Below are 18,274 nucleotides of genomic sequence, written 5' to 3'. Positions count from 1 at the left end.
GTGTTGATCCGGGGCGTCTGTGACCCAGATAACTAACGGTGTAAGTTTTAGCGACCGTATCCATCGGGACGAATCACCACAAGGGCCACTTGACGGACACCTCGCGGAGTGGAAGAAAGTTTCGGAAATGGCGGCTCGCGACTTGGCGCTTTGAGTCGGGCGTGGATAGTCGTGGCTCGCGTAAGTCCGCTGATGGTCACGATCCACCTCGATGTGTGAGATCGGTTGCGGCCGAAAAAGTTTCGAAAAACTCTCGTTGACCATCGCGTGTCGGCGCCGCATACTCGCTCCCGTTCGGCTCTTCCGTCAGCGCCTTCGAGAGGATGCGGTCGACATGTCAGCGAGAGCGCGAGCCTGCGCCCTGAGCGCGGTCCTGGCAGCAGCGGTGGTGGTCGCCCCGGCGGCCGAGTCGGCGCCCGGGTGCTCGGGGTACGTCGGTCTCACCTTCGACGACGGCCCAGGCGACACGAGCGCCCGGCTGCTCGACGCCCTCCGCCAGAACGGGCTGCGCGCCACGATGTTCAACCAGGGCGATCACGCCGACGCCAACCCGTCGCTGGTCGCCGCGCAGGTCGATGCGGGCATGCAGGTCGGCAACCACAGCTACACCCACCCGCACATGACCGGGCTGAGCCGGTCCGAAATGGACTCGGAGATCTCCCGCGCGCAGCAGGCGATTTCGGATGCCGGGGGTGGAACCCCGACCCTGTTCCGACCGCCCTACGGCGAGACCAACGCGACCCTGCGCGAGGTCGAGGCCGCCCACGGGCTCACCGAGATCATCTGGGACGTCGACTCCCAGGACTGGAACAACGCCACGGTCGACCAGATCGTCGCGGCCAACGCGAGTCTCACCGACGGCCAGATCATCCTCATGCACGACTGGCCCCCCAACACCCTCGCGGCCATCCCCGAAATCGCCGAAGCCCTCCAGCGGAAAGCCCTCTGCCCAGGAGTCATCTCCCCGGAAACAGGCCGAGTGGAAGCCCCGAAAACCTGACCCCAACCCACCTCACGAAGCCGCCCGATCACGATGCTCGGCGGCGAGGCCGCGGAGGATCGTTCGGGCCTCGTCACCTTCGGCCGCGACCTGCCAGAGACGGTCCATGAGCCGGTGGTAGATCGCGACCTGGTCCGGATCGTCGATGGTGAGTTCCGCCGAGACGTGCTCGACCTGCACGACGTCGTCGAGCATCGTGAACCCGTTCATCGTGATGTTCGGCAGCTGCGCGAACTCCGGTAGCACGCCGAACCGCAGGCCCGGGATGTCGAGCGCGGAGACCAGCCGGTCCAGCTGTCCCAGCATGACCTCGGGGGAAGCCACCGGGTGGCGCAGGGCGTGCTGGGAAACGATGATCTCGATGTCCTTGCCCTGGTAGAGGACTTGCTGTCGCTGCATCCGCGTCCGCACCGACGAGTCGAGGTCGGTGTCCGGAACCTGCAGCAGCTCGGCTTGCGTCCGGAACACGGAGCGCGCGTAGTCCGCGGTTTGCAGCAACCCCGGAACAACGCCGAACTCGGCGTTGCGCAGCCGGGTCGTGGCGTGTTCGAGGTCGAGGCTCTGCTGCTGCCGTGCCCGGTGCCCGGCGCGCAACTGCGCGCGCCAGGCGGCCCGAGTGACCCGCAGATCGGAGAGCTCGGCGAGCACGTCCTCGACGTCGGACTCCGGTGCTCCCACGGCGTCGAGCCACTGCCGCACGTCGGAATCCTCGGCGGTCTGCTTGCCGTTCTCGATCTTGGAAACCTTGGAATGCGCCCAGCCCAGCGCCGACGCGAGTTCACGGCCGGTCAGGCCGGCCTCGTCGCGGCTGCGGCGCAACCGCTCCCCGAACTCCTGTCGGCGCTGCTCAAAACTGCTGGTCACGAATTCCTCTTCCTCACTGCAACAAAGCGGCCCACTGCTCGACGCGCGACGCGGCGCCCCACGCCCGATCCCTGATGAGCCGGAACTGCTCGACCTGTTCAGCGTCGGTGATCATCTCAAGTCCGAGCATGCCTCTGCCGCCGAACCGCATCACGCCGACCCGCGTGTCGTCGAACATCCAGAAGTCCACGCCGATCGGGACGCCCAATGCCTCGGCCTCGGAGACAGTCAGGCTGCGGATGTCCTCACCAGCCGGGATGTTCGCACGCAGAGCGAGATCCATCTCGAACCTCAGGTAGTCGGTCAAGGGCGTGCTCAGCACGCGCACACGTCGGAACTCGCGGCCCTTCGCGGTTGCGTCGCGGACGTTGTCGATCCACGGGGTCAACCACGAGTCGTCCGGCGGTTCTCCGGCGAGGAAGCGGCGCAGCGGTTCGTCCTCAACTGGTTCTCCGTAGGTCCCTTGGGTTTCCAGTCGGAACGCCGTGTGCTGGAAGGTTCGGAACAGCTCTTCGAAGTCTGCTCCTGAGACGAAGTCGGTCATGACGATCAGCCCCTCGCGAACCGCAGGAGCGCCTCGGGGATTTCGACGGCGGTTTCGTGCTCGGGCAAGCCGCGCTCGCGCAGTGTCGCCAGCGCGTCTGCGTCGGTCACGCGGGTTCCTTGCACTACGTAGGTGTCCCGATCCGTTTCGTACAGCTCTGGGCAGCCTCCGCCGCCGCTGGTGGTTCCCAAGTGCGTGAGCTTCATGGCGTCTCCTCGCTGATCGCAGTGAATCAAGTGCGAATGGTTCGTGCAAGGAGTGACGTGGTGCAAGAAGCGGATCCCTGATCTACCCATATGGATGAATCGAAGAGGAAGCTTCTCGAATGTTTCTTGTGTGGTTCTAATCTTGCTGCATGTTCAGGCTGCTCTGTGAGTGAGGAGGAGATATGGCCATGTTTCAGCCGCACCCGTTCCACTGGGTCCCGGCGGGAGGGCAGCGCCACGCGACTCGAACCCGGCTCGAATCCGGGGAGGTCGGCACCGCGTTGTGCGGTGAGTCGATCACGCCCGACCGCTCGGAGATCGCGTGGTTCTGGGCGACGTGCGGCTCCTGCAACGTTGCCGCTCACGAACTCGCCGGTGTCCCTATGCCGAGTCGGTGGGCGGAATCGTGACGCCGAGGCTCGGGAGGAAGCTCCAAGCTGCGGTGATCGCCATCGGTTCAGCGGTCGAGAACGTTCACGGCGACCGATGCGAGCCCGCCGAACTCGAAGTGCTCGCCCGCGTCTGCGACGAGGCGGCCAGAGCCCTCCGTGAAGAAGGTGCCCAGGTCGAGGGGGTGTCGTGAACGCGATCGAGTCCTGAGCCCCGCGGTGTCCGTGTCGATGGTGGTTGGCAGTGGGCGGTTTTTCCTCGAATCACCCGTGATCGATGTCCGTTTTGCCCGGTCAATTCGAGGAAAAACTGTCACCTGGTGAGCAGGGCGGTGGCGAGGGTGGCGTAGGTGGCTGCCGCGAGTCGGTTGAGGAGGGTGCGGGGGCGTGTGCGGTGGAGCAGGCGGTTGCGGACGGCACCTGCGGCGCAGCCGATCGCGAGGTCGGTGAGGAGGCCGAGGGTTTGCAGGAGGGTGCCGAGGAGCAGGAGCTGGAAGGTGGGGTTGTCCTCGGTGTCGCCGAGGAATTGCGGGAGGAACGCCGTGAAGAACAACGCGATCTTCGGGTTGGCGAGGTTGACCAGGAAACCCCTCCGGAACGCTCGGGTGGTGGCGGTCGTGATCTCCACCGGGGCAGCGGCGCTGCGCCAGGTCGTCCACGCCAGGTGGGCCAGGTAGGCGGCGCCCGCGAGCTGGAGGGCGGCGATGAGGCTCGGGGCGGCCGCGAGGAAGGCTCCGAGGCCGAGGGCGGTGAGGACGACGTAGACGCTGACGCCAGCGGTGATGCCGAGAGCTGCCCTGGTCGTGCCGTGCAATCCGTCGCGCAGTCCCGTGGCGACCATGAAGGCCATGTCCGGACCCGGTGCCAGCAGCAGGAGCGTCACGGCGGCCAGGAATGCGGGGAGCACGCTGAGGTCGATGTAACCCGGTGGCATGGGTCAGGAGGTTACAGATCGTGGTAACCGGCAGGAAGGGACGTGTCGGTTAGCCTGGGGATGTGTTGGCCGTTCCTGTTCTCGACCTGGGTGAGCTCGTGGAGTTCGTGAACGAGTTCGCCGACGAGCCGCGAGCGGCTGCGGGGGAGCAGGCGGCGCCGTACCCGGACGTCGTGAGCGTGCTGGGGTGGTCGGCCTCCGGGGACCCGGTGGCCTCGGCCAACGCCCTGTTCCGGGTGTTCGCCGCGGAACGCCCGCTCGCGGAGCTCAACGGACTGCTGCGGGCGCTCCGCCCGGTCCCGGTCATGACCGGGCAGGGGCTCACCTGGGCCGTCGAGTCCAGCGGCGACGTGCTGCCCGCCGCGCTGAGCACCTGCCTGCTCGGCTGGCTGCTGCACCACGACGAGAGCCGCCTGGGCACGTGCCAGGCCGCCCGCTGCGTCGACGTCTACGCCGACGCCTCCCCGACCGGACGCCGCCGGTTCTGCTCCCCGACCTGCCTCAACCGCCACAAGGTCGCCGCCCACCGCGCGCGGGCTCGTTAGCCCGACAGGAACGGGTGGGCGAAGGCGAGGGCTTCTGCGCTGTTGCGCCAGGCCCGGACGTGGTCGGCGTCCGGCATCGACGCGAACGGAGTGCCGGTGCGTTCGGCGAAGGTGCGCATGGGGTCGTGCCAGGCGTCGGCGGTGCCCGCGTACATCAGCAGCGGTACGGGGCTCTTCGCCAGGGACTCGTGGACACCCGGCTCGTGGCGGAACGCCTCGTAGTTGGCGCGCAGGGCGGCCGGGTCGGCGGCGTCGATGAGTGCCGCGTGGTCGGGATTCGCGCGGGCGCTGTCTCGCATGATCGGCCACGGGTCGGTGTCGGCGGGCAGGTTCAGGGCGCGGAGCATCGGGCCGATCGCCGATTCGAAGCCGTTGAGCGGGTCGAAGGCACCGGCCACCAGGCGGGTGAGCCGGTCGGGGGCGTGCACGGCGACGGCGTAGCCGGTGAGCGCGCCGAGGGAGTAGCCCCAGAACGCGGCCTTCTCGCACCCGAGGTGGTCGAGCACCGCGGTGACGGAATCGGCGCGGCGAGCCGGCGAGTAGTCGGCCGGGTCAACCGGGGCCGAGCTGCCGCCGAGGCCGAGCGGGTCGACGGTGATCACCGTGTGCGTCGTGGCCAGGGCGTCCGTGTACCCGGCCTCGCTCCACCGCCGACCGATGTGGAACATGCCCGGATGCAGCAACAGCGGGGGACCCTCACCGGTGATCTCGTAGGCGATGTGCAGTCCGTTGCGGTGCGCGAGCGGCACGCGTTCCCCCCCTGAACCCCGGTTGGGGAGGAGCCTCTCACGACCGCGTCGGGGGTGGGGACAGTTTTCATGAAAACCGTCCCCACCCCCCACGAGGTGATCAGCGGGTTCCGGGTTCCTCCGGGAGGGCGAAGGCGATGAGGGCGCTGCCGTGGCCTGCTCCGAGCATGCCGGGCAGGAAGCCCTCGATCCAGCCGCCCCAGCCGACCGGGACCGCGACGTACTGCCTGCCGTCGACCGAGTAGGTCATCGGGCTGCCGTGGTGACCGCTGCCGCACTGGAACTGCCACAGCTTCTCGCCGTTGCGGGCGTCCAGGGCGACGAACTCACCGGACGGTGTCCCGGCGAAGACCAGGTTCCCGGCGGTGGTGAGCACCGACGAGCACATCGGCAGGGTGTTGCGCCAGCGCCACTTCTCGTTGCCCTCCGAGTCGAAAGCGCTGATGGAGCCGGTCATGTCGTCGGCGTCGACCTGAACACCCGCGCCCCAGTAGGGAATTCCCTCGCGGAACTCGCGACGTCGCCGCGTCGCGGTGGCGCCGACGTCCTGGACCGGGACGTAGAACAGCTCCGTGTCCGGGTTGTAGGCGGCGTGCGTCCACTCCTTCGCCCCGGCCGGGCCGGGGTAGAAGTGCACCGGTTCGCCTTCGGCGTCCGGGTACTTGCGCGGGGTCACCTTGCCGTCGCGGGTGATGGTGCCCCAGTCGATCCGGTCCACGTAGGGCGTGACCGACACCAGCTCCCCGTTGGTGCGGTCGAGGACGAAGAAGTACCCGTTCTTGTCGAAGTGGCCGAGCATCTTGCGCCCGCCCTGGTCGAACAGGATGTTCTCCATCGTCGAGTCGTAGTCCCACACGTCGTGCGGGGTGCACTGGTAGTGCCACTGGATGGTGCCCTGGTCGACGTCGACGGCCACGATGCTGTCGGTGTAGAGGTTGTCGCCCTCGCGGACCGCGCCGTCGAAGTCCGGCGCCGGGTTTCCGGTGCCCACGTACAGCAGGTTGGTGTCCTGGTCGAACGTCGCGGTGATCCACGGGTTCGCCCCGCCGCGCGCCCACGCCTCGCCGTCGGCCGGCCAGGTCTCCGATCCGGGCTCACCCGGCTTGGGGACCATGTAGCAGCGCCAGCGGTGCTGACCGCTCTCCAGGTCGAAGGCGTCCATGTGCCCGCGCACGCCGAACTCGCCGCCCGAACTGCCGGTGATGACCATGTCCTTGACGACCAGCGGAGCCATCGTGCCGCTCTCACCGGCCCGCACGTCCCCGATGGTCTTGTCCCACACGCGTTCGCCGGTCACCGCGTCGAGCGCCAGCAGGTGCGCGTTGGGCATCACGCAGAAGACCTTGCCCTTGGCGACCGCGACGCCGCGGTTGACGTTGCCGCAGCACAGCGACACGTCGTAGGGCACGGCGTGCTTGTAGCGCCACATCTGGTCGCCGGTCTTGGCGTCCAGCGCCCACACCCAGCCGTCCCAGCCCGAGACGTACATGACCCCGTCGACGACCAGAGGTGTCGCCTCGAACGCGTAGGTCGACGCGCCCGCGATCATGCCCGCGGTGCCCGCCTGGAAGATCCAGGCCGGGCCCATGCCCTTGACGGTCTCGGTGTTGATCTGGTCGAGCAGGCTGTAGCGCTGCCCGTCGTAGGCGCCGTAGTAGGTCAGCCAGTTGTGCGACTCCGAGCGCGCGTCGAGCAGCCGGTCGTAGCCGACGCGGAACCCGACGTCGGGCGCGTTGCGGGGCACCGCGCTCAGGGTGCCGTGGTCGATCGCCTCGCCGGCGTCGACGTATTCGAGAGTCATCGTCGTCCTCCTACGGGCGCATCTGGTCGGGACGGTCGAGGCGGGCTTCCGGCGGGACCTCGCCGAGCACGACGATCGCGCCGGTCAGCCCGCGCCCCTCGTCGTTTCCGGTGGGCGAGGAGAACCAGTAGTAGCCGGGCCCGTCGAGGTTGAGCTTCGCGCGCCCCTTGGAGTGGTTGACCAGCCAGATGAACTTGCTGTCGCCGTTGCTGGGCAGCAGCGCGCAGTGGGTGTTGAGGTCGTCGTTGATCAGCGTCAATTCGAGGTCTCCGCCGTGCGGGAGGACGAGAATCGAAGGGTCCCAGACGATCTCGTCGGGCAGGATGCGGACCGTGGCCTCCATCGTGCCGTCGGACCGCTCGGTGGCCCGATGGATGTTGCCGGTGCCGAGCACGCGGCCCAGGGCTGCGCCGTTCTGCGAGTCCAGTCCGACTTCGTTGAGCAGATCGGAGCGTTCCTTGGCTGTCGTCACCGGAGATCACCTCCTTGTGAATCCGTTCGCGACAGGCCGGTGCGCGCGATGGGGGAACAGCGGTTCGAGCGCCCGGCGAGGGCCAAACCACTTGGCCCGTAACGAAATCGGACACTACGCCGGGTGCCCGGAGGCGGACACTCGGCGCCGCCGGGCCGGGTGCCGGCACCGCTCGCACGGCGAGGCCTACCGCTCGGACTCAGAAGCGACCGAGATTCATGACCTTGTCCCACGCGGCGGCGAAGTCGTGCAGGAATTTCTCCTGGTCACTGGCGTAGACCTCGGAGATCGCGCGGAGTTCGGGGTTCGCCCCGAAGACGAGGTCGACGCGGCTCGCCCGCCACCGAGCGGAGCCGCTGCGCCGGTCCCGTCCCTCGAAGGTGCCGGAGGTGGGGACCCATTCGGTGCTCATGTCGAGGAGGTTGACGAAGAAGTCGTTGCTGAGCGTGCCCGGTCGCTCGGTGAGCACCCCGAGCTGTGATCCGCGGTGGTTGGCGCCGATCACGCGCAACCCGCCGATCAGCGCGGTCATCTCGGGCGCGCTGAGCGTGAGCTGGTTGGCCCGGTCGACGAGCAGGTATTCCGAGGGCAGAGGTGGTTTCGGGCCGAGGTAGCTGCGGAACCCGTCGGCGCGGGGCTCCAGGGCGGCGAAGGACGCGACGTCGGTCCACTCCTGGGTGGCGTCCGTGCGGCCCGGGGAGAACGCGACCCGCGCACCGGCCCGTTCGAGGGCCGCGCAGCCACCGAGGACGATCAGGTCGGCCAGCGAAACCCGTTTGGCCCCGGTCTGCTCCCCGTTGAACTCGGTCCGAACCCGTTCCAGAGAAGCGAGAACAGGTCCGGTGATCTCGGGATCGTTGGCCTCCCAGTCGCATTGGGGTTCGAGTCTGATGCGGGCGCCGTTGGCGCCGCCGCGCTTGTCGCTGTCGCGGTAGGTCGACGCCGATGCCCATGCGGTGAACACCAGGTGCGGCACCGACAGCCCGGAGTCGAGGACCCGCCGCTTCAGCTCAGCGATGTCGGCGGCGTCGATGAGCTCGTGGTCGACCTCGGGAACCGGGTCCTGCCAGATCATCCGCTCGTCGGGCACCAGCGGACCGAGGTAGCGCTGGACCGGTCCCATGTCGATGTGGGTGAGCTTGAACCAGGCCCGAGCGAACGCGTCCTCCAGCTCCTCGGGCCGGGCCAGGAACCGCATCGCGATCTTCCGGTACTGCTCGTCCTCCTGCAGCGCTAGGTCGGTGGTGAGCATCGTCGGCGTGTGCGCCCGCGACGGGTCGTGCGCGTCGGGGACCGTGCCGTGGCCCTGGCCTTCGCGCGGCACCCACTGCCAGAGACCGGCGGGGCTGAGCTCGACGTCCCACTCGTAGGCGAACAGGGTCTCCAGGTACCCGTTGTCCCACCGCGTCGGATGCGGCGTCCAGGTCCCCTCCAGCCCGCTGGAGATGGTGTCCGCACCCTTGCCCGAGCCGTGCCCGCTGCACCAGCCCAGGCCCTGCTGTTCGAGGCCGGCGCCCTCCGGCTCGGGCCCCAGGTGCTTGACGTCGCCGGCGCCGTGGGTCTTGCCGAACGTGTGCCCGCCGACGATGAGCGCCACGGTCTCCTCGTCGTCGAAGGCCATCCGGGCGAAGGTGTCGCGGATGGCGCGAGCGGCGCCGATCGGGTCGGGCAGCGTCGCCGGGCCCTGCGGATCGACGTAGATCAGGCCCATCTCGTCGGCGGCGAGGGGTTCTTGGAGGTCGCGGACGCCGGTGTGGCGCTCATCGCCGAGCCAGGTGCGCTCGGGGCCCCAGTAGATGTCGGCGTCGGACTCCCAGGCGTCCTCGCGGCCACCGGCGAAGCCCAGGGTGCGGAAGCCCATCGACTCCAGCGCCCTATTCCCGGCGAAGATCATCAGGTCGGACCAGGACAGCGTGCGGCCGTACTTCTGCTTGACGGGCCACAGCAGGCGCCGCGCCTTGTCCAGGTTCCGGTTGTCCGGCCAGCTGTTCAGCGGCGCGAAGCGCTGCAAACCCGAGCACGGGCCACCGCGACCGTCGGCGACCCGGTAGGTGCCCGCGCAGTGCCAGGCCATCCGCAGCACCAGCGGCCCGTAGTGGCCGAAGTCCGCGGGCCACCAGTCCTGCGAGGTCGTGAGCACGTGGTCGACGTCGCGGGCCAGCTCGTCGAGGTCGAGCTTCGCGAACTCGGCGGCGTAGTCGAAGTCCTCGCCCAGCGGGTTCCGGCTCGGGTGGTGCTTGGCCAGGATCTCCAGGTTCAGCCGGTGCGGCCACCAGTCGCGGGCGTCGCCGCCCGCCGCCGGGTGCTCGCGGGTGCGCTCGGGACGTCGCAGCGCCTGGTCGTAGTTGCGCGTGACGGCCACCGAGTCGGGGTTCTCCGGCAACGCGAGACCACCTCCCCGGCCAGCCGCTCAGATGTCCAGAGCCCGTCGCACGGCAGGGGCGTTGCGCCGCGACACCGGCACCATCGTGCTCGCACCGTCGTCCATGATCAGCACCAACTCGCCCTTGAAGCGGCGCTCCACCTCGCGGATGCGACCCAGGTTCACCACGTAGCGCCGGTGCACCCGCAGGAAGCCCGCGTCGCCCTGCTCGCTCTCCAGCTTCTCGAGGCTGCCCGACGCGGCCCGCAGCTTCCCCTGGTCGGTGGTCAGCCACACGTCGTTGCCGTCGGACTCGGCGAAGGAGATCTCCGGCAGCTTCAGCAGCACCATCCGGTTCTCCCGCGTTCCCACGATCCGGTGCGGCGGGCCGTGCTGCTGGGCGCTCTCGCCGCGCGGCAGCTGCTCGCCGTCCGAGACGCCGAAGAACACCAGGTTGCCCACCAGGTGCCCGGCGAGGAACACCGGTCGCATCGTCACCGGCGTCGGTTCGTCGGAGAGGTGGGTGAACAGCTGCGTCGACCCGACCCAGTCGGGATTGCGGGAGGCCTGCTTGGCGGCGTAGCGGGCGGCGCTGATGAACTCCGGCAGGCCCGGGTTCCAGCGCACCGCCGGGTCCTTCGCCGGGGTGCAGCTGGGCACGCCGAGCAGCACGCTCGCCGTGTCGTCGGCGATCACCACCCGGCCAGCCGGGTCGACCGCGGCCAGCGACACGCCCGCGCGCGAGCGGGCGTGGCTGAACGCCGCGATCAGCTCCGCGCTGCCGTCCTGGGCGCGCTGGCGCAGCGTGGCCTGGGTCCGGGTGGCGGCGTTGGCCAGCCAGGCGCCGGCGGGGGAGGGCAGCTCACCGCGCCAGCAGGAGATGTTGAGGACCGCGATCGGATCCTTGGTCACCACGTCCCGCACGGCCACCCCCGCGCAGGTCCACTCGTGGAACGCCTGGCACCAGTGCTCGGCGCCGCGGATCATCACCGGCGCGTGCGTCTCCAGCGCCGTGCCCATGCCGTTGGTGCCGGTGGCCTGCTCCGACCAGCAGAACCAGGTCGCCAGGTTCGCGTCGGCGGCCAGCTTGCGGGTGCTCGGATCGCCCCACTCGGCCAGCACCCGCCCGGTGGCGTCCGTGACGGTGACGATCCCCCCGACGTTGGCGACCTCGTGGGCCACCGAGGCGGCCCGGAACCCCAGGTCGGCGAACACGACGTCGTGTTCGAGGGTGTGGTCGACCTCCGCCACGGCGATCGGGGCCTCCTTGAGCCCGGGATCGACGCGGTACTGGTCGCGGCAGCGGTGCCACGAGATCGCCACCTCGGGCCGCACGCCGCTGATGTCGTCCTCGCCCTGCACGAATCGTTCCCACGCCCCGTACACCGTCGTGGTGCCGGAGACGCGCGAGATCGGGTCGAGCCGGTGCACGTCTGCCATCCAAGACCGCCTTTGGTCTCCTCACCAAGCCGACCGGGAATCGACGGATTCCGCGCTGGCGGATCTCCCGCTCCAAGGTCTGAAACTAAGCTTATGCCCGTTTCCGGGACCAGCGCAGTGGGACGAGAGCGGCCGAAGAGCGCACGAACGGACCGCATCCGGTAACGAACGGCGGCGAGGAGGTCACGCGTGGAGGCAGGGCGGTCGCAGGACGTCGCGGAGGAGGCGGCGGGCGGACTGCTCGCAGCGGAGCTGGAGCACCCCTTCGAGCCCGACGTCGAGGTGCACAAGATCGGCGGGAAGGTCTTCCTGCCGAGCACGCGGCTGCGCGTCGACGCGCGGCGGCACTGGCGGGTGCGCGGTGCGGTCGACCAGCTGAAAGCTGCTCAGACGAACGACGTTCTCATGAAAACCGTCCCCTCCGATCGGTGAGGTGGTGGGGGAAGTTTTCATGAAAACTTCCCCCGCTCTCGGGAGAACGGGTGGTGGGACGTTTCGATTGGTGTTTCGTTTTTGCACGTCAGGTGCTTTGAGTGGGTGGTGGTGGGGAAGTTTTCATGAAAACTGTCCGGTTCGTAGTGGAGTGAGGTTTTCATGAAAACTTCCCCACCACCGGGTGGGGTGAGCGGTGGTCAGTCCGCCAGCCACGCCGCCGCGTCCGGCGGGAGCAGGCCGCCGTCCAGGTCGGCGGAGGTGAGCAGCACCCGCTCGTGCTCTGGCAGCGGTTGCGGAGCGCCCGACATGTTGACCACGCAGGTGAAACCGGGGTCGCGGTGGAACGCCAGGACGCCCTCGGGGGCGTCCAACCAGCGCATCTCGCCCTCGCCGAGCGCGTCCAGCTCGCGGCGCAGCCGCAGCGCGGTGCGGTAGAGCTCCAGCATCGAGGCCGGGTCGGCCTCCTGGGCCTCGGCCGTGCGATCGCGCCACTCGGCGGGCTGCGGGAGCCAGGGAGACGCGGAGTCCGGCGGGCCGAAGCCGAACGGCGGGCCGTCCCCCGACCACGGCAGGGGCACCCGGCAGCCGTCGCGGCCGCGCTCGGTGCGCCCCGAGCGCTCCCAGATCGGGTCCTGCAGGGACTCCTCGGGCAGGTCCTCGACCTCCGGCAGCCCGAGCTCCTCGCCCTGGTAGACGTAGGCGCCGCCGGGCAGGGCGAGCATCAGCAGCGCGGCCGCCCGCGCTCGGCGGACGCCCAGGTCCAGGTCCGGTTCGGCGAGGACCGGCTCGTCCTCACCGAGCCGGCGCCGGTCGTGCGGCACCCACTCGGCGTCGCGTCCGTAGCGGGTGACGTGCCGGGTCACGTCGTGGTTGGACAGCACCCAGGTCGGTGGAGCCCCGACCGCCGACAGGCTCGCCGCGGTGGAGTCGATGACGTCGCGCATCCGCTCGGGCTCCCACGGGCACTTCAGGAAGTCGAAGTTGAACGCGGTGTGCAGCCCGCCCGGCCGCAGGTAGCGGGCGAGCCGCTCCGGCGACGGGGCCCACGCCTCGGCGACGAACTTGCGGTCGCCCGGGTACTCGTCGGCGATGGCGCGCCACCGGCGGTAGATCTCGTGCACCTCGTCGCGGTCCCAGTGCGGGTGCGCGAGGTGTTCCTGCGGACTGCCGGTCAGGTCCGGCAGGGCCGGGTCCTTGGCCAGCCCGTGCGCGACGTCGATGCGGAAGCCGTCCACGCCGCGGTCGAACCAGAACCGCAGGACTTCGGCGAACTCGTCGTGCACCTCGGGATTCGCCCAGTTCAGGTCGGGTTGCTCGGGGGCGAACAGGTGCAGGTACCACTCGCCGTCGGCCACCCGCGTCCACGCCGGGCCGCCGAAGACCGAGCGCCAGTTGTTCGGCGGCTCCGCGCCGTCGGCTCCTCGCCCGGAGCGGAAGACGTAGCGGTGCCGCTCGGGTGCGCCGGGCCCGGCCGCCAGCGCGTCGCGGAACCAGCGGTGCTGATCGGAGGTGTGGTTGGGCACGATGTCCGGGATGATCCGCAGCCCGTGCTCGTGCGCGTCGGCGATCAGCTTCTCCGCGTCCGCGAGGGTGCCGAAGAGCGGGTCGATGTCGCGGAAGTCGGCCACGTCGTAGCCGGCGTCGGCCTGCGGTGAGCGGTACCAGGGGTTGATCCACAGCGCGTCCACGCCGAGGTCGCGCAGGTAGGGAAGCCGGGAGCGGATTCCCTCGATGTCGCCCACGCCGTCACCGTCGCCGTCGGCGAAGCTGCGGATGTAGACCTGGTAGATCACCGCGTCGCGCCACCAGGGGCGCTCGCCGGATCGGTTGTGCTGCAACGGTTCTCCCTCTCCGAAAGAGTTCACTGCGGTCACTTGAGCCCGCCTGAGGTCAGACCGGCGATGATGCGGCGCTGGAAGATGAGCACGGCCACCACCAACGGCACGGTGACGATCACGCCCGCCGCCATCTGGGTGCCGAACGGCTGCTCGTGGCCCTGCGCACCGACGAACTTGGAGATCGCGACCGTGACGGTCTGCATCTCCTTCTCGTTGACCATGCTCAGCGCGATGATGAACTCGTTCCACGCCATGATGAAGGTCAAGATCGCGGTGGTGAACACGCCCGGAGCGGCCAGCGGCACGATCACCTTGCGGAACGCCTGACCGGGCGTGCAGCCGTCGACCATGGCCGCCTGCTCCAGCTCCACCGGCATCTGCCGGAAGAACGTCGTCAGGTTCCACACCGCCAGCGGCAGCGCGAACGACAGGCTCGGCAGCACCATCGCCTGGTAGGTGTTGATCCAGCCGATGTCGGTGAACAGCTTCAGCAGCGGCACGATCAGCGAGATGCCGGGGAACATCGAGCAGGCGATGATCAGCGCCAGCACCGCGTTCTTGCCCCGGAAGTGCAGCCGAGCCAGCGCGTAGGCGGTGGTCATGCCGACCACCAGCGTCAGCAGCGTGGTGACCGAGGCGACCACGAAGCTGTTCAGCAGCGCCCAGCCGAAGCCCACGTCGGGGGCGAAGACCGCGCGGAAGTTCTCCAACGACCACACCTGCGGCAGCGGGCTGAGGTCGAACTGGTCCGAGGGACGCCGGAACGCGGTCGCCGCCATCCAGTAGAACGGGGCCAGGCAGTACAGCACGATCACCGCGACGCCGAGGTACGGCGCCCAGCGCTTCCAGGAGCGCGTCGAAGCCGAATTCGTCATCACGCCACCGCCTTCCCGGATTTCCGCGCGGTTCTCACCTGCGACCGGGCCTCGCCCAGCAGGTCCGCGCCCAGCAGCTTGACGAAGGCGAAGGCGACGACGGCGACGTAGCAGAACATGATCGTCGCGTAGGCCGCCGCAGGCCCGTACTGCACGTTGGTGGCCTCCTGCCAGGCCAGCATCGACAGCGTCTCCACCGACTCCTTCTGCTGCCCGATCAGCACGAACGGCAGGTCGAACATCCGCAGCGCGTCGAGGATCCGGAACAGCACCGCCACCAGCAGCGCCGGACGCACCAGCGGCAGGGTGATGCGCGTGAAGCGCTGCCAGGCGTTGGCTCCGTCGACCCGAGCGGCCTCGAAGACGTCGCGCGGGATCACCTGAAGACCAGCCAGCACGAGCAATCCCACGAACGGTGCGGTCTTCCACACCTCGGCCACGATCACCGCGAGCTTGGCCGGGGCGCCGTCGGCGCTCCACAGCACCTGGGTTCCCAGCATCGCGTTGACCACGCCGTCGGACGCGAAGATCCACCGCCACAGCAGCGCGGACACGGCCGTGGGAATCGCCCACGGCACCAGCACGCTCGCGCGCACCAGCCCGCGTCCGCGGAACGCCCGGTGCATGATCAGCGCCATCACCACGCCGAGCACGGCCTCCAGCACCACGGTCGTCGTGGTGAAGAACGTCGTGTTCCACAGCGCGTTCCAGAACCGCGCCGCGTTGGGCCCGGTGACCACGTCGGCGTAGTTGCCGAGCCCGGCGAACTGCTCGCCTTCGACCACGAAGCCGTCGGCGTCGACGCCCTGGCCCTCGGTGAACAGCGATTGCCGCAGCGCCGCGACGATCGGGTAGACCACCACCAGGCCGAGCACCAGCAGCGTCGGCGACACCAGCGCAGCGGCCAGGCGCGCCGCCGCGGCGGCCTGCGGCGATCTGCGCCTGCGGGGGCCGCGTCCCCGCTCGGCCGCGGGTGCGACCGCGGATTCCACTTCTGCCGTCATCTCTCACCTCCCCGGGAGGGCGGGGCGGTGCCCGCTACCGGGCGCCCGCCCCGCGCGCTCACTGCTGTCCGGTCAGCTCCTGGAGCCGGGCCTGCAGATCGGCCAGCGCCTGATCGGAGGACTTCTCGCCGCGCAACGCCGCGTAGGCGTTCTCCTGGATCACGTCGGTGGCCTCGCCGTACTTGATGACGCGGGGACGCGGCTCGGCACCTTCGATGGACTTCTTCAACAGCGGCAGGTACGGGTACTTGGCCTGCATCGCCGGGTCGTCGTAGATCTCGCCGAGGGTCGGCGCCAGCGAGCCCTGGTCCAACCGCAACCGCTGCTGCTCGGGCGCGGTGGCGAACTTGATGAAATCGACCGCGGTGGCCTTGTTCTTGGCGAACGCGGAGATCGCGAGGCTGTGCCCGCCCAGGCTGGACACACCGGGACCGGCGACGCCGGGCAGCGGTGCGACGTCGAACTTGCCCGCCACGCCGGAAGAACCGTCGGTCTTGGCCGCGTGCGAGTACTGGTTCGGCCAGGCCCGGGTGAACACGACCTTGCCGTCCATGAACGCGCGACGCGTCTCGGTCTCCTTGAAGGTGATCGCGTCGCGCGGGATCATCCCGGAGCGGAACCCCTCGACGAGCGCGTCCAGTCCGCGCTTGGCCTCCGGCGTGTTGACGTGCGGTTTGCCCTCGGGATCGGTGACCGCACCACCGGCTCCGTGCACGGCCTCGGAGAAGTTGACCGTCAGCCCTTCGTACTTCTCGAACTGCCCGGCGAAGCACGACATCCCGGCGGCTTCGGGCAGTGCCAGCACCTTCTCGCAGGTCTGGCGCATCTCGTCCCACGTCGCCGGTGGCTTGGCGCCGGCCTTGGCCAACAGGTCCTGGCGGAAGTAGAGCATCGCGCCGTCGGAGGTGGTGGGGACGCCGTAGAGCCGGTCCCGGTAGACCGAGGTCTCGACGGTGGTCGGGACGAACTTCTCAAGCCCGAACCGGTCCCGGGGGAGCTCGGTGATCCAGCGGTTCGCGGCGAACTCCGTGGTCCAGACGTTGTCGAGGTCGAGCACGGTGAACGCGTCGGACTTGGTCTGCGCGTTCTGCACCATCTGCTGGCGCTGGTCGTCGGCCGAGGAGGAGAGTTCGATGAAGCGCACCTGCTCGTCGGGGTGGGCCTGGTTCCAGGCCTCGACGATCTTGGGGTTGACGCCCTCCTCGTCCTTGCCCGCCACGTAGGTGATCGGGCCGCGGCCTTCCAGCGCGGCCGACGGTTCGTCCGTGGCCGCTCCGCCGCAGCCGGCCGTCAGAGCTGCGGTGCACGTCAGCACCGCGGCGATCGCTAACCGATTTCTCTGTCTCATGCCACTCTCCATTGAGGACTTCTCGAGCACGCGGGGGCTCCACCGCGCAATGCACCGGATCGATCCAGTCGCGTTGTGCGGTTCGGTCGGTATTCGATTCGTCGAATTGCTCCGGGCTTTTTGCGCCCGCTTTCAGATCGCCCGTGAAAGGCAGGTTCTCCCTGCGCTTACCAGCCTCCTCCATCTCCTCGCTCGTCCGCGGATTTCGGCGGCGGAGCTGTGGATCCCCGCACCACGAGGTCGATCGGCACGGATACGACGGTGTCCTTCGGGGATCGCTCGTCGAGCTGGTCGATGAGCAGTTGCGCGGCGGTGGCGCCCTGCGCCTGCACCGGCTGGGCCACCGTGGTCAGGTCGACGTACTCGCTCATCTCGTGGTCGTCGAAGCCCACGATCGACATGTGCTCGGGCACCGAGCGCCCGTGCCTGCGCAGGGATCGCAGCGCGCCCATCGCGAGTTCGTCGGCGTAGGCGAACACCGCTGTGGGCAGGTGGGATTCGGCGAGCAGCCGGTCCATCGCGCGCTCGCCGCCCGAGATGCCGAACTCACCGGGCACCATCCACTCGGGGCGCGGCTCGATGCCGTTGTCGCGGAGGGTCTGCAGGAACGCCTCGCGGCGGATGATCGGCGCGATGGCGCCCTGCGGCTTCGGTTCCAGCCCTTGGATCATCGCGATGTCGCGATGCCCGAGGTTGATGAGGTGCTGCACGGCCAGCCGGGTGCCCTGCCGGTCGTCGATGTGCACCGAGTTGAACCCCTCGGCTTCGTGCCCGACCAGGCCCAGCGGCAGGTCCAGCCCGCGGAGGCGGTCGGATTCCTGCTCGGTGAGGTCCATCGACAGCACCAGCACGGCGTCGACCCGCCCGCGCACCGGCAGGTCGCGGAAGAACCGCTCGCGGGACTCCTCGTCGCCGGCGGTGTAGAGCATGAGGTCGTAGCCCGCCGCGCGCAGGACCTGTTCTGCGCCACCGATGATCTGGCCGAAGAACCACCGCCAGACGAACGGGACGACGACGCCGATGCAGTAGGTGCGCCCGGTCGCGAGCCCGGAGGCCGAGCGGGAGATCGAGTAGTCGAGTTCGGCGGCGAGCTCGGTGATGCGCAGGCGGGTCCGGTCCGACACCCCGGAACGCCCGCGGAGGGCGCGTGACACCGTCGACGGTGACACCCCGGCGCGCCGCGCGACCTCCTCGATGCCGACCACGGGCTCTCCTCCGATCGATCAGCCGTCCAGATCGCGAGGAATGTACTGTGGCCTGAGTCTCAAGCGCAAGCGTTTGCGTTGATCCCTCGGAACATCGGTCCGGAAACCTGCATGACCAGGGGAGATGGGTTGCGCAAACGCCGTGCGAATCGGATTGTCGGCATCCGTTTGCGCTGGGGGCCGAGGGGACGGCCCGAGCCTGTGCCGCTGCTCAGGTGAGGCGGATTTGGCGGTTGACGTCTTTGTAGAGGAGGTAGCGGAAG

General features: G+C 69.2%; 19 protein-coding genes. 5 read left to right on the top strand and 14 right to left on the bottom strand.

Annotated elements, in window-relative coordinates:
- The first annotated feature begins 334 nt into the window (after nucleotides 1-334).
- Nucleotides 335-1,000, top strand: a complete 666-nt coding sequence (locus tag QFW96_RS00095) for a polysaccharide deacetylase family protein (RefSeq protein ID WP_281453380.1) — start codon at nucleotides 335-337, stop codon at nucleotides 998-1,000.
- Between the two features lie 12 nt (nucleotides 1,001-1,012).
- Here the strand turns inward: QFW96_RS00095 and QFW96_RS00090 are convergent, their stop codons facing one another.
- From QFW96_RS00090 to QFW96_RS00080, 3 genes are read right to left on the bottom strand one after another with little or no spacing between them, the layout of a single operon-like run.
- Nucleotides 1,013-1,864, bottom strand: coding sequence for a helix-turn-helix domain-containing protein (locus QFW96_RS00090; RefSeq protein ID WP_281453379.1), 852 nt, complete (start codon nucleotides 1,862-1,864; stop codon nucleotides 1,013-1,015).
- A gap of 13 nt (nucleotides 1,865-1,877) precedes the next feature.
- Nucleotides 1,878-2,408 (bottom strand): DUF6879 family protein, encoded by a 531-nt coding sequence (locus QFW96_RS00085; RefSeq protein WP_281453378.1) that lies wholly within the window; start codon nucleotides 2,406-2,408, stop codon nucleotides 1,878-1,880.
- 5 nt (nucleotides 2,409-2,413) lie between these two features.
- Entirely contained in the window at nucleotides 2,414-2,614 is a 201-nt protein-coding gene (locus QFW96_RS00080) for a hypothetical protein (protein WP_281453377.1), read from the bottom strand.
- Between the two features lie 182 nt (nucleotides 2,615-2,796).
- Here QFW96_RS00080 and QFW96_RS00075 point away from each other — a divergent pair, with 182 nt between their 5' ends.
- Nucleotides 2,797-3,024, top strand: coding sequence for an HC3 family zinc finger protein (locus QFW96_RS00075; protein ID WP_343231342.1), 228 nt, complete (start codon nucleotides 2,797-2,799; stop codon nucleotides 3,022-3,024).
- Complete coding sequence (locus QFW96_RS00070; RefSeq protein WP_281454033.1) at nucleotides 2,937-3,197, top strand: hypothetical protein; 261 nt, start codon at nucleotides 2,937-2,939, stop codon at nucleotides 3,195-3,197. The genes QFW96_RS00075 and QFW96_RS00070 overlap by 88 nt, the downstream gene beginning before the upstream one ends.
- Nucleotides 3,198-3,316: 119 nt before the next feature.
- On the opposite strand, the gene QFW96_RS00065 is transcribed toward QFW96_RS00070, so the two are convergent.
- Complete coding sequence (locus QFW96_RS00065; RefSeq protein WP_281453375.1) at nucleotides 3,317-3,937, bottom strand: LysE family translocator; 621 nt, start codon at nucleotides 3,935-3,937, stop codon at nucleotides 3,317-3,319.
- A 62-nt stretch (nucleotides 3,938-3,999) separates the two neighbouring features.
- On the opposite strand from QFW96_RS00065, the gene QFW96_RS00060 reads away from it, so the two are divergent.
- Nucleotides 4,000-4,482: a CGNR zinc finger domain-containing protein gene (locus tag QFW96_RS00060; protein ID WP_281453374.1), complete on the top strand. Its 483-nt coding sequence runs from the start codon at nucleotides 4,000-4,002 to the stop codon at nucleotides 4,480-4,482.
- On the opposite strand, the gene QFW96_RS00055 is transcribed toward QFW96_RS00060, so the two are convergent.
- The 5 genes from QFW96_RS00055 to QFW96_RS00035 form a co-directional block, all read right to left on the bottom strand.
- Nucleotides 4,479-5,231, bottom strand: coding sequence for an alpha/beta fold hydrolase (locus tag QFW96_RS00055; RefSeq protein WP_281453373.1), 753 nt, complete (start codon nucleotides 5,229-5,231; stop codon nucleotides 4,479-4,481). The two genes, QFW96_RS00060 and QFW96_RS00055, sit on opposite strands and share 4 nt — an antisense overlap.
- A gap of 100 nt (nucleotides 5,232-5,331) precedes the next feature.
- A complete protein-coding gene (locus QFW96_RS00050; RefSeq protein ID WP_281453372.1) occupies nucleotides 5,332-7,032 on the bottom strand; it encodes a PQQ-dependent dehydrogenase, methanol/ethanol family in 1,701 nt (566 codons plus the stop codon).
- A gap of 10 nt (nucleotides 7,033-7,042) precedes the next feature.
- The gene (locus QFW96_RS00045) at nucleotides 7,043-7,504 is read right to left on the bottom strand and encodes an MSMEG_3727 family PQQ-associated protein (protein WP_281453371.1); all 462 of its coding nucleotides are present in this window, start codon (nucleotides 7,502-7,504) and stop codon (nucleotides 7,043-7,045) included.
- A 199-nt stretch (nucleotides 7,505-7,703) separates the two neighbouring features.
- On the bottom strand, nucleotides 7,704-9,887 hold the full coding sequence (gene katG, locus QFW96_RS00040; RefSeq protein ID WP_281453370.1) for a catalase/peroxidase HPI: 2,184 nt from the start codon (nucleotides 9,885-9,887) through the stop codon (nucleotides 7,704-7,706).
- A gap of 27 nt (nucleotides 9,888-9,914) precedes the next feature.
- Nucleotides 9,915-11,306: a DNA-binding protein gene (locus QFW96_RS00035; protein ID WP_281453369.1), complete on the bottom strand. Its 1,392-nt coding sequence runs from the start codon at nucleotides 11,304-11,306 to the stop codon at nucleotides 9,915-9,917.
- A gap of 189 nt (nucleotides 11,307-11,495) precedes the next feature.
- Here QFW96_RS00035 and QFW96_RS00030 point away from each other — a divergent pair, with 189 nt between their 5' ends.
- Entirely contained in the window at nucleotides 11,496-11,738 is a 243-nt protein-coding gene (locus QFW96_RS00030; protein WP_281453368.1) for an MmcQ/YjbR family DNA-binding protein, read from the top strand.
- Nucleotides 11,739-11,938: 200 nt separating this feature from the next.
- On the opposite strand, the gene QFW96_RS00025 is transcribed toward QFW96_RS00030, so the two are convergent.
- From QFW96_RS00025 to QFW96_RS00005, 5 genes are all read right to left on the bottom strand, one after another.
- On the bottom strand, nucleotides 11,939-13,579 hold the full coding sequence (locus QFW96_RS00025) for a glycoside hydrolase family 13 protein (RefSeq protein WP_281453367.1): 1,641 nt from the start codon (nucleotides 13,577-13,579) through the stop codon (nucleotides 11,939-11,941).
- Nucleotides 13,580-13,611: 32 nt separating this feature from the next.
- A complete protein-coding gene (locus tag QFW96_RS00020) occupies nucleotides 13,612-14,454 on the bottom strand; it encodes a carbohydrate ABC transporter permease (RefSeq protein WP_281453366.1) in 843 nt (280 codons plus the stop codon).
- Nucleotides 14,454-15,458, bottom strand: coding sequence for a carbohydrate ABC transporter permease (locus QFW96_RS00015; protein ID WP_281453365.1), 1,005 nt, complete (start codon nucleotides 15,456-15,458; stop codon nucleotides 14,454-14,456). The genes QFW96_RS00020 and QFW96_RS00015 overlap by 1 nt, the downstream gene beginning before the upstream one ends.
- A 58-nt stretch (nucleotides 15,459-15,516) precedes the next feature.
- Nucleotides 15,517-16,806 carry an ABC transporter substrate-binding protein gene (locus tag QFW96_RS00010; RefSeq protein ID WP_281453364.1) on the bottom strand — a complete coding sequence of 430 codons (1,290 nt, stop codon included), beginning with the start codon at nucleotides 16,804-16,806 and terminating at the stop codon, nucleotides 15,517-15,519.
- A gap of 167 nt (nucleotides 16,807-16,973) precedes the next feature.
- Entirely contained in the window at nucleotides 16,974-18,011 is a 1,038-nt protein-coding gene (locus QFW96_RS00005) for a LacI family DNA-binding transcriptional regulator (RefSeq protein ID WP_281453363.1), read from the bottom strand.
- Between the last annotated feature and the right edge of the window lie 263 nt (nucleotides 18,012-18,274).

It is taken from the genome of Saccharopolyspora ipomoeae, assembly GCF_029952525.1.
GTDB lineage: Bacteria > Actinomycetota > Actinomycetes > Mycobacteriales > Pseudonocardiaceae > Saccharopolyspora > Saccharopolyspora ipomoeae.
The sequence above is the reverse complement of the archived record's forward strand: the minus strand, read 5'-3'. Positions and strand labels throughout refer to the sequence as shown.

Coding starts and splice junctions, on each gene's coding strand:
- QFW96_RS00085 (WP_281453378.1), bottom strand. CDS start 2,408: ATGACCGACTTCGTCTCAGGAGCAGACTTCGAAGAGCTGTTCCGAACC.
- QFW96_RS00010 (WP_281453364.1), bottom strand. CDS start 16,806: ATGAGACAGAGAAATCGGTTAGCGATCGCCGCGGTGCTGACGTGCACC.
- QFW96_RS00050 (WP_281453372.1), bottom strand. CDS start 7,032: ATGACTCTCGAATACGTCGACGCCGGCGAGGCGATCGACCACGGCACC.
- QFW96_RS00075 (WP_343231342.1), top strand. CDS start 2,797: ATGGCCATGTTTCAGCCGCACCCGTTCCACTGGGTCCCGGCGGGAGGG.
- QFW96_RS00020 (WP_281453366.1), bottom strand. CDS start 14,454: ATGACGAATTCGGCTTCGACGCGCTCCTGGAAGCGCTGGGCGCCGTAC.
- QFW96_RS00080 (WP_281453377.1), bottom strand. CDS start 2,614: ATGAAGCTCACGCACTTGGGAACCACCAGCGGCGGCGGAGGCTGCCCA.
- QFW96_RS00065 (WP_281453375.1), bottom strand. CDS start 3,937: ATGCCACCGGGTTACATCGACCTCAGCGTGCTCCCCGCATTCCTGGCC.
- QFW96_RS00095 (WP_281453380.1), top strand. CDS start 335: ATGTCAGCGAGAGCGCGAGCCTGCGCCCTGAGCGCGGTCCTGGCAGCA.
- QFW96_RS00035 (WP_281453369.1), bottom strand. CDS start 11,306: ATGGCAGACGTGCACCGGCTCGACCCGATCTCGCGCGTCTCCGGCACC.
- QFW96_RS00015 (WP_281453365.1), bottom strand. CDS start 15,458: ATGACGGCAGAAGTGGAATCCGCGGTCGCACCCGCGGCCGAGCGGGGA.